The 13457-nt window shown below is 62.4% G+C and carries 13 protein-coding genes; 1 reads left to right on the top strand and 12 read right to left on the bottom strand.

Going from position 1 to position 13457, the window contains the following annotated elements; translation table 11 throughout:
* Nucleotides 1-14 precede the first annotated feature (14 nt).
* Nucleotides 15-530 carry a YbhB/YbcL family Raf kinase inhibitor-like protein gene (locus tag ZAL01S_RS01525; protein ID WP_244875295.1) on the top strand — a complete coding sequence of 172 codons (516 nt, stop codon included), beginning with the start codon at nt 15-17 and terminating at the stop codon, nt 528-530.
* 158 nt (nt 531-688) lie between these two features.
* Here ZAL01S_RS01525 and ZAL01S_RS01520 read toward each other — a convergent pair whose 3' ends face one another.
* The 12 genes from ZAL01S_RS01520 to ZAL01S_RS01465 form a co-directional block, all read right to left on the bottom strand.
* Nucleotides 689-2935 carry a polyribonucleotide nucleotidyltransferase gene (locus ZAL01S_RS01520; RefSeq protein WP_066078671.1) on the bottom strand — a complete coding sequence of 749 codons (2247 nt, stop codon included), beginning with the start codon at nt 2933-2935 and terminating at the stop codon, nt 689-691.
* Nucleotides 2936-3126: 191 nt separating this feature from the next.
* Entirely contained in the window at nt 3127-4269 is a 1143-nt protein-coding gene (locus tag ZAL01S_RS01515; protein WP_217995455.1) for a hypothetical protein, read from the bottom strand.
* Nucleotides 4172-4837, bottom strand: a complete 666-nt coding sequence (locus ZAL01S_RS01510; protein WP_066078663.1) for an ABC transporter ATP-binding protein — start codon at nt 4835-4837, stop codon at nt 4172-4174. Before ZAL01S_RS01510 ends, ZAL01S_RS01515 begins: the two co-directional genes overlap by 98 nt.
* Nucleotides 4834-5673, bottom strand: coding sequence for a hypothetical protein (locus ZAL01S_RS01505; protein ID WP_159421536.1), 840 nt, complete (start codon nt 5671-5673; stop codon nt 4834-4836). Before ZAL01S_RS01505 ends, ZAL01S_RS01510 begins: the two co-directional genes overlap by 4 nt.
* Before the next feature lie 262 nt (nt 5674-5935).
* Entirely contained in the window at nt 5936-6553 is a 618-nt protein-coding gene (locus ZAL01S_RS10195) for a hypothetical protein (protein ID WP_159421535.1), read from the bottom strand.
* Nucleotides 6554-6610: 57 nt separating this feature from the next.
* Entirely contained in the window at nt 6611-6940 is a 330-nt protein-coding gene (locus ZAL01S_RS01495; protein WP_066078653.1) for a lactococcin 972 family bacteriocin, read from the bottom strand.
* 176 nt (nt 6941-7116) lie between these two features.
* Nucleotides 7117-8304 carry a cystathionine gamma-synthase gene (metB, locus tag ZAL01S_RS01490; protein WP_066078650.1) on the bottom strand — a complete coding sequence of 396 codons (1188 nt, stop codon included), beginning with the start codon at nt 8302-8304 and terminating at the stop codon, nt 7117-7119.
* Between the two features lie 138 nt (nt 8305-8442).
* Nucleotides 8443-9366: a polyphosphate kinase 2 gene (gene ppk2 / locus ZAL01S_RS01485; protein ID WP_066078647.1), complete on the bottom strand. Its 924-nt coding sequence runs from the start codon at nt 9364-9366 to the stop codon at nt 8443-8445.
* Nucleotides 9367-9479: 113 nt separating this feature from the next.
* Nucleotides 9480-9749, bottom strand: coding sequence for a 30S ribosomal protein S15 (rpsO, locus tag ZAL01S_RS01480; protein WP_066078644.1), 270 nt, complete (start codon nt 9747-9749; stop codon nt 9480-9482).
* A 191-nt stretch (nt 9750-9940) separates the two neighbouring features.
* Nucleotides 9941-10312 (bottom strand): FKBP-type peptidyl-prolyl cis-trans isomerase, encoded by a 372-nt coding sequence (locus ZAL01S_RS01475; protein ID WP_174519446.1) that lies wholly within the window; start codon nt 10310-10312, stop codon nt 9941-9943.
* A 72-nt stretch (nt 10313-10384) separates the two neighbouring features.
* Nucleotides 10385-11983 carry a PrsW family glutamic-type intramembrane protease gene (locus ZAL01S_RS01470; RefSeq protein ID WP_159421534.1) on the bottom strand — a complete coding sequence of 533 codons (1599 nt, stop codon included), beginning with the start codon at nt 11981-11983 and terminating at the stop codon, nt 10385-10387.
* 149 nt (nt 11984-12132) lie between these two features.
* Nucleotides 12133-13374: a PrsW family intramembrane metalloprotease gene (locus ZAL01S_RS01465; RefSeq protein ID WP_066078638.1), complete on the bottom strand. Its 1242-nt coding sequence runs from the start codon at nt 13372-13374 to the stop codon at nt 12133-12135.
* Nucleotides 13375-13457: the final 83 nt, after the last annotated feature.

Below are 13457 nucleotides of genomic sequence, written 5' to 3'. Positions count from 1 at the left end.
TTGGAGACAGCGAAGTGAAGAACGGAAACGACCCGTACGCGCAGCTCGATGAGGTGCCGATGATTCGTGTCACCGCCGAGTTCCAGGATGGCGGCGAGCTGCCCCTCGCGCAGGTGTCGAAGGACCAGGGTGGCAGCGAGCGTTCGCCGAAGCTCGCATGGGAGCACGTACCGAACGCGAAGAGCTACATGGTGACGGTGTACGACCCGGATGCGCCGACCATGTCGGGCTTCTGGCACTGGGTCGTGACGGACATTCCGGCGTCGGTGCAGGAGCTTGCCGAGGGTGAGCTGCCGGAGGGTGCGACGGCACGCCTCAACGAGGCTGGTGGCACGGACTTCATCGGTGCTGCTCCCCCGGCAGGCCACGGTCCGCACCGCTACTTTGTGACGGTGCAGGCGCTTGATGTGGAGCGCCTTGAGGTTCCGGCCGACCTCACGCCGGCCCGCGTGCACTTCATGGCGCGCGAGCACATCATTGCCCGCGGCCATGTCCACGCGACGTGGGCCAACCCCGACCAGCGCGCATAGCGCCCGCTCCCGCGCCTTCCCACGCCAGCTCAGGTCGCAGTTTCGACCTCAGGTCGCGCGACCTCAGGTCGAAACTGCGACCTGAGCGGTGGGGACACGGGTGTCAACGGCGAATGGCCCCGGCATGGTGCCGGGGCCATTCGCCGTGTGAGAGGAACCTACTCAGCGTCTGCTGCGCCTTCTGCAGCCTTCTCCTCGAGGACGGGAGCGAGCGAGAGCTTGCCGCGGTCGTCGACCTTCGTGATCTCCACGAGGATCTTCTGGCCAACGCCGAGGACGTCTTCAACGTTTTCGACTCGCTTGCCACCGGCGAGCTTGCGGACCTCCGAAATGTGGAGGAGGCCGTCCTTGCCCGGGAGGAGCGAGACGAAAGCACCGAAGGTGGCGATCTTCACGACCGTACCGAGGTACTGCTCACCAACCTCAGGCTGCTGTGGGTTCGCGATCGCGTTGATCGCGGCGCGAGCGGCCTCGGCCGAGGTGCCGTCGGTTGCGCCGATGTAGACGGTGCCGTCTTCCTCGATCGAGATCTCGGCGCCGGTGTCGTCCTGGATCTGGTTGATGACCTTGCCCTTGGGCCCGATGACCTCACCGATCTTGTCGACGGGGACCTTCACCGAGATGATGCGCGGTGCGGTCTCGGCCATTTCGTCCGGCTCGTCGATGACGGCGGTAATGGCCTTGTCGAGGATCTGGACGCGGGCGTCGTAGGCCTGCTTGAGGGCGGCGTCGAGGACCGACGAGGGGATGCCGTCGAGCTTCGTGTCGAGCTGAATGGCGGTCACGAATTCCTTCGTGCCGGCAACCTTGAAGTCCATGTCGCCAAGGGCGTCTTCAGCGCCGAGGATGTCAGTGAGTGCGGCGTAGCGCATCTCACCGTCGACCTCGTCGGAGACGAGACCCATCGCGATACCTGCGACCGGGGCGCGCAGCGGCACACCGGCGTTAAGGAGCGAGAGAGTCGAGGCGCAGACCGAACCCATCGAGGTCGAACCGTTCGAGCCGAGAGCCTCCGACACCTGACGAATGGCGTACGGGAACTCTTCTCGCGACGGGAGCACCGGCACGAGGGCGCGCTCGGCGAGGAAGCCGTGGCCGATTTCGCGACGCTTCGGCGAACCCACGCGGCCGGTCTCACCGGTCGAGTACGGCGGGAAGTTGTAGTGGTGCATGTAGCGCTTCGCGGTGATCGGCGAGAGCGAGTCGATCTGCTGCTCCATCTTGAGCATGTTGAGCGTGGTGACGCCGAGGATCTGCGTCTCACCGCGCTGGAAGATGGCCGAACCGTGGACGCGGGGAACGACGTCCACCTCAGCGTCGAGCTGACGGATGTCGGTCATGCCGCGGCCGTCGATGCGCTTGCCTTCACGGAGGATGCGGCCGCGAACGACCTTCTTCGTGACGGCCTTGTATGCGTTCGAGACCATGCCGAGGATTTCCTCGTCGAGCTCGCCCGCTTCAACCTTTTCGGCGATGGCAGTCTTGACGCGCTCCTTGAGAGCGTCATCAGCGTCCTGACGCTCGAGCTTGTCGGCGATCTGGTAGACCGAGCCGAGCTCCTCTTCGGCGAGTTCTGCGACGGCGTTGTAGGCGGCATCGTTGTACGGGAGGAAGATCGGGTATTCGCGAACTTCCTTCGCGGCCTGCTCGGCGAGCTGCTGCTGTGCCTTCACGAGCTGCGAGAGGAACGGCTTTGCAGCCTCGAGACCCTCAGCGACAACCTCTTCGCTCGGCTTCTTCGCGCCAGCCTGGATGAGCTCCCAGGCGTGCTCGGTGGCCTCAGCCTCAACCATCATGATGGCGATGTCTTCCGAGCCGTCAGCCTTCGTGATGATGCGGCCAGCGACGGTGAGGTCGAACACGGCGTTTGCGAGCTGCTCGTGCTTCGGGAAGGCAACCCACTGGCCCTCGATGAGGGCGAGGCGGACACCAGCGATCGGCCCCGAGAACGGGACGCCCGAGAGCTGCGACGACATCGATGCGGCGTTGATCGAGAGCGCGTCGTAGAACTCGCCCGGTGCGATCGAGAGGACCGTCACAACAACCTGCACCTCGTTGCGGAGGCCGTCAACGAAGGAGGGGCGCAGCGGGCGATCAATGAGGCGGCAGGCGAGGATCGCTTCCGTCGAGGGGCGGCCCTCGCGGCGGAAGAACGAACCCGGGATCTTGCCGGCTGCGTAGGAACGCTCTTCCACATCGATGGTGAGCGGGAAGAAGTCGAAGTTGTCCTTCGGCTGCTTCGAGACCGAGGTGGCCGAGAGGAGCATCGTTTCGTCGTCGAGGTAGGCGACGGCGGAGCCCTGCGCCTGCTGGGCGAGGCGGCCAGCCTCAAAACGAATCTTGCGGGTACCGTGCTTGCCGTTGTCGAGAACGACTTCGGAGAACTTCACGTCAGGACCTTCCAAGGACCTGTCCTTTCTGTCGATCGCGGCAGACAGCAACAGAACATGTACGTGCACGTCTGGCTGATCGTCAGAAGTGGCGCCTCTGGACGCTGCCCAGAAACCCGCTACCGAGGATCAGCATGTGCCGACCGCGAGTATGTACTTGCGAGGCTGAGCCTAGCAGCGGGGTCTGACATTTCCGGAAGTCAGTGTCAGCGTTCCTTGAAGAACTTGACGAGGTGCGATTCGCGAATTGATCCAACACAGCAGGAAACAGCAAAGAGGACGGCGAGCGCGCCAGCCGCTATGGATGGCACCCCATGCCGGAACGCGGTCTCAGCATCGATCTGACAGTTCCACGCCACAATGCTCGACGCCAGGGCCGCAAGCACCACGCCGCACAGAATCCATGTGCCACTCTCGAGCAGCTGCCACGTCAACAGTTCGTGTTGTCGTGCGCCGCAGTGTCGCAGGGATGCGAACTCGAGCCGCCGCCGGCTTGAGGCGAGACATCCGAGGGCGGCGCCCATGAGTGCGCTCAGACACGGTGCAAATCGCGACAGGCGCCCCATGAATCGATCATGACCGTCAAAATGCGCTCCATGGCTCATGTTGAGTTGACCGACGATGGGCTGCGCCCCATGCTGGTCACCGCTACCACGAAGCGTCGAGCGCACGAGCGAGGCCGCGTCCTCCCGTTCAGGCCACATCGCGATCCAGCACTCGTCGTATCCTGTCGCGCTCACCGCCTCCTCTTCCAAGGCAGCGAAACCAAACCCACCGCGACGACCGTCGTCGGGGTAGGGGAAGACGCCTGCGACAGGTAATTGCCCTTCACTGGTTGCGAGCTCGCGCTGAAGTCCAAGCGTGCGGACGACTTCCTCGGAGAGGAATAGTCCGGCGCGCCCCTCCCCCACCAATTGAACAAAGAAGACTTCACGCACATCTCCAGCCACCACATAGTGTTCGAGCGGTGTCGTGGTGAGCGATGTGACGTTGATTGGATCTTGCTCGTGGCGGAGTGCTACCGATGCAACGCCCGGCAGTTGCCCAAGAGCCACGCAGGCGCTGCCACTCACGAGACCCTCGCTCTGGACGGTCATCACATTTGCACCCGAGCTCCGGTACTCATTGGATTCGGCTGTGAGCTGAGCGATGGACAGGAATTCAAAGGCAACGGGCACGCCAACGGCCACTGTGAACGCCATCGTCCACAAACCCAGTCGTGTCGTGCCGGTCAAGACGTTACGCCAGATCTCACTGATCAGCACTCCAATTCGCATGTTCACCCCCAAGCGGTCTGTCGCGATAATCGGCCAGGTTAATGACGCGGTCGCACGCGGCGGCAGTGTCATCATCGTGAGTCGCCACGATGACAATCGCCCCACCGTCGCTCAGACGTTGAACCGCCTCATTCACCGCTTGCGCGGAAGCTCGATCAAGCTGTGCAGTCGGCTCATCCACGAGCATGAGCTGAGGCCGACTGGCAATGGCGCGAGCGAACATGAGCCGCTGCGCTTCGCCACCAGACAAGCGTGAAAAGGGCCGCCGATCCACGAGATGCTCAAGATGAAGCGATGCGAGCAGATCAACCGCTTCCTGCTCCGCATCGGCGCGTGTGAAACCACCGACGAGCATCGGCAAGACAACATGATCGAGTGCATCCCGGTGGGCAACGCCGTGCGGATTCTGAAATACCCATTGCGTGCGTTCAATGCCCGCGAGCTCGACCGTGCCCGCTGCGGGTTCGATCCATCCTGCAATCAGCCCAAGTAGCGTGCTCTTTCCGCTCCCGCTTGGACCGACAAGCGCCACTCGCTCACCGGCAAGCACAGACGCACTCACATCGCGAAAGAGCCACGGTTGGTCGTCGCGAAACCGGTGTCCAATGTTGTCGAGGTGCAGACTTGGTGAGTCCGTCATGTCGCGTGACTGCAGGTCAGGCTGAGATCGTTCGGTGCAGTGGCGACATGCGGCAGGGGCTTCTCACCTGCTGGTTCAACGAACGTGACGCCTGTTCGCGAACCAAGAACCGTCACCGGCACGATCTCCGTACCATCCGTCATGCATGCCTTCGTGCCAACGGTTCCGAACAGGGCCGCGGGTGACACCGAGCCAACCGTGCGCGGTGTCGCCAATGACAGCATCACGGTGAGCGTTGCGTGCTGCGCCTCGCTACTTGTTGAGCTGTTCGTCGCGTCCGTCCCTGCGTCGCTGTTTCCATTGGCTGGGGCCCCAGCCAATTGCATCCGCGCATCCTGAACCTCGCTGCTCGCGGCAAGCTTGGCAAGATCGGAGTCCGCGATGCGCCCGGCGTCGTCTACGGCAATTCCTTGCTCGCCAACCTGAAGGACGTGGGCGCCGGTTGCGACGTCACGCGGATAGTCGACCACTTGAGCTGACTCGACTGCACCAGAGATATGAATCGCCGCAGCATTCTCTTCGGCTCTCATACCGACACGCAAAGGACACGATTCAACGAGCCCACCTTGGTCGGAAAGCCATATAAACATGCCGGGATTCACCGACTTCACCGTCTCGTGGGGCTCACCGATGAAATCTGCAACTGCGGCAAGAACGCTTGAGTTGAGCGAACCTGTTCTGTCAAGTGGCGCGCCAAGGTCTGCAAGCGCAGCACGAAGAGCATCCACATCCTCCCCGGAGTCACCATTCTTGAGTTCACGCCACAGCGGCTTTGACGTGGCGAGGGCTAGCACGGCCTGTCCATCAATCTCGATGGGGGTCGTGCCTGAACTCACCGGCTTGCCAACCTCACATGAGACCGCTGTCACTGTTCCCGGACGATTGACTGTGAGTGAAGTCGATTCGGCAAACCCGATATCGAGTTCAACGTCGCGAGCATCATCGAACAACTCCTCGGCGACGGGATAACTGCCATCTACGGGGGCCGCCAACTCACTCGGCCCTTGTTGCGGAGCGAGAAAATATCCCACGAGAACACCGGTGAGGAGAAGACCCAGCCCACCAATGAGTCCAAGCGAGATCAGGCCGCTTCGTCGATCAGCCCGCATACGCGTGTTCGGGGTCTGCATCGCACGAGTTGTACGCCGTGAAGTACTCCTGTCGGGACACCGTGGCCTGCTCGAGGTCCTTGCCCGCCTTGAGATCTTCCACGGTCAAGGTAGAGGGGACGACGCCAGCTCGAATCAGACATGCAACCATGGCTTGCGATGTGTCTGCATTTGTTGGATTTTCGCGAACCGTGTAGTACATCCACATCACAGCGTCGACGCCTTCACTCCTCGAACACTCGTCTGCGGCAGCATTGGCTTCGTCCGAGGTCATTCCTGATTCGAATGTGAATGAGGAGCTTCCATCCGATTCAAAACCCCCGTGAGTAACGCCTCGGCTCGACAAGCATGTGGAATATCGCTGCTCAACGGTCTGAAATTCCTTATCCGAAATCGTCTCGTCGACAAGCATTTGCCGAATTTCATCATCCGGGGCCAACGCAAACGCCTGGTGGAACTCCGCGGCATAAGGACCTGAGAAATTGGGTTCTGGAATAGTGGACGGTTCTGCGGCTGGCGAAGCAACTTCCCCAGCGGACGACTCTGCGCATCCTGCCAGTGCGCACAGCACCCCCATGAGCGCCACGGCCGTCGCCAATCGTTTCATATGCACCCCATTCACAAAGTGGTGGGGCCACTAACAGCTGCCCCCACCACATAGTTGTCAGTAATTGTAGTAGTAGGCCTCGTTGACCTTGCCAAACAAGGAGACCGTCGTAACGACGCTCGCCTCAGAGCATTTGCCGGGGTTGGCATTGCGGCTGCGCACACACCCCTTGGTGCCACACGCAGTGCTACGGTGGACGGTCTTCGGGTGGAAGTAATCCGAAAACACAATGAACTGGCTGGACGGTTCCTTCACTCCGTAGTGCCACTTGCCACCATCAACATACTTGGTGATGTCAGTGGCCGAGGCTGGCTCGCTCACGACGAAGCTGCCGCCAAGCAGGGCAGCGCCGAGTGCAAGTGCCCCAATGACTCGATTCAGTTTCATTACCCCTCCATGGGTCCCTAGATACGTGGCGCTCGGCGCTGCAGCATTGTTCGAGCAACATCAATATCCCACGCCGGGGGGGTAGCGCAATTCACAACACTTATCAGTAACCGTCTCGTCACCGGATGTTCTCACCCCGGAGGATGAACTGAGCGGGATCGTGTCAGGACACAGTCTCAGGAGGTCGACTCGAAGACCGCTGCCGCACGGGCAATGCCCGCCTCGAGATCACCAAGCAGCGCCTCCACCGGCTCAATCCCGATCGAGAGGCGCAGCAGCTCGTCACTCACGCCGGCATTCGCGCGCGCCTGCGGTGTCATCGACGCGTGCGTCATGGTGGCGGGATGCGCAATGAGGCTTTCCACTCCCCCAAGAGACTCGGCCAGGCTGAAGTACTCCAGGCCGTCGAGGAATCGCCGGACAGCAGCCTCACCACCTCGCAATTCGAACGAGAGCATGCCACCGAACCCCAGCTGCTGGCGACGTGCAAGCTCATGTCCGGGGTGCGTCGCAAGGCCGGGAAAGTGCACGCGCTTCACTGCGTCGTGCAATGCGAGGAACTCGGCGACCACCTGGGCACTCTCCTGATGCCGGGCAAAACGAAGTTCGAGCGTGCGAAGCCCCCGGAGCGCAAGGTAGCTGTCGAAGGGACTTCCCGTCAGGCCGAGTACGTTGCCCCACCAGTCGAGCTGCTCGGCCAGTTCCTTGGTGCGTCCGATGGCGACACCGGCCACGACATCCGAATGACCGTTGAGGTACTTCGTCGCCGAATGGACAACAACACCCGCACCGAAGTGGAACGGCCGCTGCCCCAAGGGGGTCAGGAAGGTGTTGTCGACGACGCTCGTTGCACCAACGTTCTTGGCCACCCCGATGAGCGCTTCGAGATCGGTAATGCGAAGGAGCGGATTCGATGGGGTCTCGAGCCACACAAGCTTCGGCTCGATGTCGCGAATGCGCGCTACCGCTGTCTGCGTGTCCGTGAGGTCGAGCGTGTGCACAACAATCTCACGCCGTGTTGCGAGCGAGTCGAAGAGGCGCCACGAGCCGCCGTATGCGTCATGCGGCACGACGATGTGGTCGCCTGCTTCGGTGAGTGCAACGACAGCGAGCGCGATCGCTGACATCCCGGTCGAGACAACGGTCGCTCCGGCACCGCCTTCGAGGGCTGCCACCGCATCACCAAAAAGCGCACGAGTTGGGTTCCCGCTCCGCGTGTAGTCGAAGCGACGCGGCACTCCAAACGACTCGAAGCTGAAGTTCGAGGAGACATGGATCGGCGGTGTCACTGCACCGTGTGAGATGTCGGATTCGATTCCCGTGCGCAACGCACAGGCAAGTTCATCGGGCGTGTGTGTCGTCATGCCTGAGACCGTAGGAAGAGCCAGCCACACGGCGCATCTTGCGTCGTGACCTACGGTCAAATTCCGTCACCTGGCGTCATCTGGGCCCTCACACAATCGACGGCGGCAAACCGAAGCCTGCCGCCGCCGTGGATACCGTTAGAACCGGTGCACCGAGCCAAATTCGCCCGAAGGCTGCTCGCCCTCGTCGTAGATCACGCGGGGCGAACCGACAATCTTTTTGTCGGGCTTCGTCGCAACCTTCGTGTTCTTCTGCGGGTAATCGAAACGCGAGAGCACGTAGCGCATCGCTTCGAGGCGGGCACGCTTCTTGTCGTTCGACTTGACGACTGTCCACGGCGACTCAGCCGTGTCCGTGTAGAAGAACATGGCTTCCTTCGCCGCTGTGTAGTCGTCCCACTTGTCGAGCGAGGCAAGGTCTGTGGGGCTCAGCTTCCACTGACGCACCGGGTCATCGCGGCGCGACAGGAAGCGGGCGTGCTGCTCTGCGCGCCCCACCGAGAACCAGAACTTGATGAGCGAGATCCCCGAATGCACGAGCATGCGCTCAAACTCGGGCGCCGAACGGGTGAACTCAAGGTATTCCTCAGGTGTGCAGAAGCCCATCACGCGCTCGACACCGGCACGGTTGTACCATGACCGGTCAAACATGACGATTTCACCAGCTGCTGGCAGATGCTGCACATAGCGCTGGAAGTACCACTGGCTCCGTTCACGCTCGGTCGGCTTCTCGAGCGCAACCACGCGAGCACCACGCGGGTTGAGGTGCTCCATGAAACGCTTGATCGCACCACCCTTGCCCGCAGCATCGCGACCCTCAAAGATGATGACGATCTTCTTACCCGATTCCTTCACGTGCGTCTGCAGCTTGAGGAGTTCAATCTGCAAGGCACGCTTCTGACGCTCGTACACGCGGCGCGACAACTTGGATGCATACGGGTAACCGTGGCGCCACGCCTCACCATCAGCTTCGTCACCGCGGAGGTCTGCGAGCTCGTCCACTTCGGGAGTCATATCCGGGATTCCGGCAGGGTTCAGCGTGAATTCATGGGATGCGGGCATAGTTCCAGTTTACGTTTGCGCGCACCGCGCGCCGCGCCACGGTCAACACCCAACAACGCAACATCGCCCCAGGCCGTAGCCCGGGGCGATGCGAAAGATTGTGGCGCGAAGTGTTATCGGCGGAGACCGAGGCGCTCGATGAGCGAACGGTAACGCTCAATGTCAACCTTTGCGAGGTAACCGAGCATGCGGCGGCGCTGGCCGACGAGCAGGAGCAGGCCACGGCGCGAGTGGTGGTCGTGTTTGTGCGACTTGAGGTGCTCGGTGAGCTCCTTGATGCGGTACGACATGATCGCGATCTGGACCTCGGGCGAGCCGGTGTCACCGGGGTGCGTTGCGTACTCGTCGATGATCTGCTTCTTGATTTCGGCGTTGAGTGCCATGTGGCTCTCCCTTTCGTGTCCGTTGCGCGGCGCCCAACACCCGATGTGTGAGCTCTCTGGTTCCGCGGCCGGTGGACGGCAACTTGTCAATGCTACCACCGAGTAGACAAGCCAGCGACCGCACGGGAGAAGAGCCGTCGGAAACGCGACAGGCCGCCCGAGTCCGAGCGGCCTGTCGAGCAAGTCCGCGCCTACTTCACACCGAGCAGGTCGATGACGAAGATGAGGGTCTTGCCCGAAAGTGGGTGACCCATGCCGGCCGGACCGTAGGCGAGCGCCGGCGGGACGATGAGCTTGCGGCGACCGCCAACCTTCATGCCGGGGATGCCCTCCTGCCAGCCCTTCACGAGGCGCGAGAGCGGGAACTCGATCGACGAGCCGCGGTCCCACGAGGCGTCGAACTGCTCGCCCGAGTCGTACTCAACGCCGAGGTAGTGCACGTCGACCGTCGAGCTGGCCTGCGCCTCAGCGCCGTCACCGACAATGATGTCTTCAATGACGAGCTCCGCGGGAGCTGGCCCCTCGGGGGCGTCGATCTCAGGCTTGGTACGGTTCATGTCCATGTCTGCTCCTTGATTGGGGGCGAGTTGGGTCGGTCGAAGCGTAGCGCGGGAAACGCTGTGGAATCGCTCCGTCTAGCCGAAACGATGCTGCTGGGCCTGATTGAGGCGCGTGCGCAGCGAGCTCAGGATGTCGAGGGTTTCCTTCTCATCGAGGCGATAGCGCTGCTCATTCGGAGACTTGAGGATTCGGTACCGGCACACGGCGAGGTGCGTCGATTCAGAGATGAACTCGCGCATGTCCTTGCCGACGCCCGGCCCCATGTGACGCGCCCAACGACGGGCGGCACTGCGGCCACGCATCGTCGAGAGCATGTCAACCTCGGCGGGTGAATACCATCCGACCGCTGCGTAATCCTGGATGCGGGAGCGTGTGAACTTCGACTCACCGCGACGCAAGAGTCCCACGAGCACGATCCAGCCGACGAAGGCCGGAACCATGATGCCAAAAAAGCCAATGAGGAGCGTCGAGAACGCTTCGTCCTCGGTGGATGCGGCACCTGCGAGCGTGGCGGTCGAGTTCCACGCGAAGTGGAGCAGCATCCCGGGGATGAGACCGAGGTGCCAAGCAAGGATGATGCGGAAGGCTCCCCCACGACGTGCCGCATACCCCACGGCAAGACCCGTCATCGACACACAGATAGGGTGCAGCAGCGGCAACGCAATACCGCGGACAAAGAACTGCTGCGTGATCCCGGCAACGCCATACTCGGCGAGGGCACCGCTGAAGTACAGGATGTTTTCAGTGAAGGCGAACCCCGCGCCCATGAGCGCGCCATACACGATGCCGTCGACCGGGTTATTGAGGTGACGCTTCGCAGCAAAGGCAATGAGCAACAGCCCGAGTCCCTTTGACCACTCTTCCGTAAGAGGTGCACCAACGACAGCGCCGGCGGCTTCCTGTTCCCAGCCGAGCAGGGCGAAGACGGGCATCATGAAGACGAAGTTGAGCAAGAAGGTCAACCCGACCGCGATACCACCACCCCAAAATACGGCAGCAAAGAGGTAAGACGGAGGCTCAGGCTCCCAGCGGTCGATAAACCAGACAACAAGCCACACGAACGAGATGGGAAGCACCGCGACGAGAACGCTAATCGCGGCAGCCAGACCATTTCCGCTCATCCACATCATGAACAGAAAGAACGCGAGCACGATGGCAGCAATCACGCCCACGATAATCGTGACAGCCACCATGCCGACGTTCTCACGCTTGGGCGGTGCGGCTTCAAGAAAGCGACTGTGGAGGTGCGCCTGCTGTGATTGAGGTTGTGCGACCGCACCGTAGGCGTTCGGCGATGCGAAGCCGCCCTGGCGGTAGCCACTCGCCTGCTGAGCGCCGTAGGGCTGCATGCCAGCTGGCTGAGCGTACTGTCCGTACGGCTGCTGCGGAGCACGCGGCTGCTGGTAGGACTGCTGTGCCTGGCCATAGGGCTGCTGCTGGGGCTGGCCGTAGCCGGGAGCCTGCCCGTAGGGCGCGTTCTGGCGATACTGCGGGTTCTGTCCCGCGCTCGGCTGCATCTGCGCAGCAGGCTGGCCCTGATGCCATCCCGCCTGCGAGGCACCCGGCGAAGCCCCAGGCCCTGCGGCGGGCCGGCCATCGGCTCCGAGCACAGGCTGTCCGTACTGCGAAACTCCCCGATTGGGCTGCTGGGGTGCTTGCCATTGACCGGTCACAGATGAAACTCCTCAGATGGACGCGGGCCGCGAATGCGACACCGGGCACCTAGGGTAAAGCCCGCGTGTGTCGAGAAAACTGCATGCCGAAGCGCATCCGGCGAGATTCCATCTTGCGAGGGAGACTCGTGAATCCCAGCACGGAGGAATTACGCGGGAGTCAGGGGCGCCTGATCTTCGTCACGGAGTGTCGGCTCGTCCTGGCGAATGATCGGGATCTGTCCCGTGGCGGCTGCGGCAATCGCGGTGGCTGTCGTTCCTGCCCGCTGGATGCGGGAACGGTCTTCCTGCACGCGCTTCAGGAGCGAACGCTCGACGCGACGACGATCAGGGTCACGCTTGTCGATTCGTGCGTGCTCGCGTGCATAGGCGAGGCGCGTGGCGTCCTCGATGAAGTCACGCATGGCGCGGTGTCGTTCGTCGCCGCCTTGCTTCGCCCACCGGAGCGCTTTCACGCGGGATCCCCAGTCGGTGATCATGGCGACCTCGTTCGGGGTAAACCAGCCCTTTTCACAGTATTCCTCGAGGCGCGCCTTCGTCATGCGGCGGTCGCGCTCGCGAAGGTGCAGGAGGAACCAGACGATGACGCAGAACAGCGGGATCTGCACGAGCACATAGAACGCGATCCACGCCACCGGGTTCGACGGGTCAACCCCGACAAGCGGCAGGAGCAGCACCGAACCGGTGTTCCAGAACGCGTGGGCAAGAATCGCGAGCACGGTGCCGCCAACCCACCCCGCGACGACACGCCACGTGCCGCCATAACGAGCTGCCCATCCAAGCGCCATGCCGGCGAGGCCAGTAAAGAGCGCGTGCGCGAACGGCGAGAGGATGCCGCGGACGACGAGCGTCCACACGAGGCTCTCTTCACCGGCATTCGCAAAGTAGAGGATGTTTTCGGTGAAGGCGAAGCCAGCGCCGATCATGGCGGCGTAGATGAAGCCGTCCACGGGGCCGTCAAACTCGCGGCGCGCGATGGCGAGGATGAGGAGCAGGCCGAGGCCCTTCATCACTTCCTCGACAACCGGGCCCTGCACCGAGATCGCGATGGCTTCACCGATCGGAAGCTCAAGTGCTTTGCCGGTGACGCGCATCATGAGATTGCCACCCCAGAGGGTGCCGAGCACAGAAGCACCGGCGCCATAGACAAGGCCGAGAGCAAGCAACAGGCGAGGCTCAGGCTCCCAGCGGTCAAGCCACCAGGCCGAGCCAAGCACGATCGCGAGCGGCACCATTGCTGGCAGCGCCATGATGATCGCGCTCGCTTCGAGCGTGACGAGCAGCCAGCCAACGACGATGAGCAAAAAGACGAGCAGCACACCAACGACCGCAACCCACAGGCTGTTGCTGGCATCGCGGCGACCCGGTGCGGTCTCTTCGATGTATCGCATCCCGTCCCTCTCGTCGCGTCGAACGAGTGTACCCAGTCCGCATGTCATCTCGACGACGCACCGCGCGCTGACCTTGGACCGGT

This window comes from [Zimmermannella] alba NBRC 15616, assembly GCF_001570905.1.
Taxonomy (GTDB): Bacteria; Actinomycetota; Actinomycetes; order Actinomycetales; family Microbacteriaceae; genus Pseudoclavibacter; species Pseudoclavibacter albus.
The sequence above is the reverse complement of the archived record's forward strand: the minus strand, read 5'-3'. Positions and strand labels throughout refer to the sequence as shown.

Coding starts and splice junctions, on each gene's coding strand:
- ZAL01S_RS01515 (WP_217995455.1), bottom strand. CDS start 4,269: ATGACACTGCCGCCGCGTGCGACCGCGTCATTAACCTGGCCGATTATC.
- ZAL01S_RS01510 (WP_066078663.1), bottom strand. CDS start 4,837: ATGACGGACTCACCAAGTCTGCACCTCGACAACATTGGACACCGGTTT.
- ZAL01S_RS10195 (WP_159421535.1), bottom strand. CDS start 6,553: ATGAAACGATTGGCGACGGCCGTGGCGCTCATGGGGGTGCTGTGCGCA.
- ZAL01S_RS01495 (WP_066078653.1), bottom strand. CDS start 6,940: ATGAAACTGAATCGAGTCATTGGGGCACTTGCACTCGGCGCTGCCCTG.
- metB (WP_066078650.1), bottom strand. CDS start 8,304: ATGACGACACACACGCCCGATGAACTTGCCTGTGCGTTGCGCACGGGA.
- ppk2 (WP_066078647.1), bottom strand. CDS start 9,366: ATGCCCGCATCCCATGAATTCACGCTGAACCCTGCCGGAATCCCGGAT.
- rpsO (WP_066078644.1), bottom strand. CDS start 9,749: ATGGCACTCAACGCCGAAATCAAGAAGCAGATCATCGACGAGTACGCA.
- ZAL01S_RS01475 (WP_174519446.1), bottom strand. CDS start 10,312: ATGGACATGAACCGTACCAAGCCTGAGATCGACGCCCCCGAGGGGCCA.
- ZAL01S_RS01465 (WP_066078638.1), bottom strand. CDS start 13,374: ATGCGATACATCGAAGAGACCGCACCGGGTCGCCGCGATGCCAGCAAC.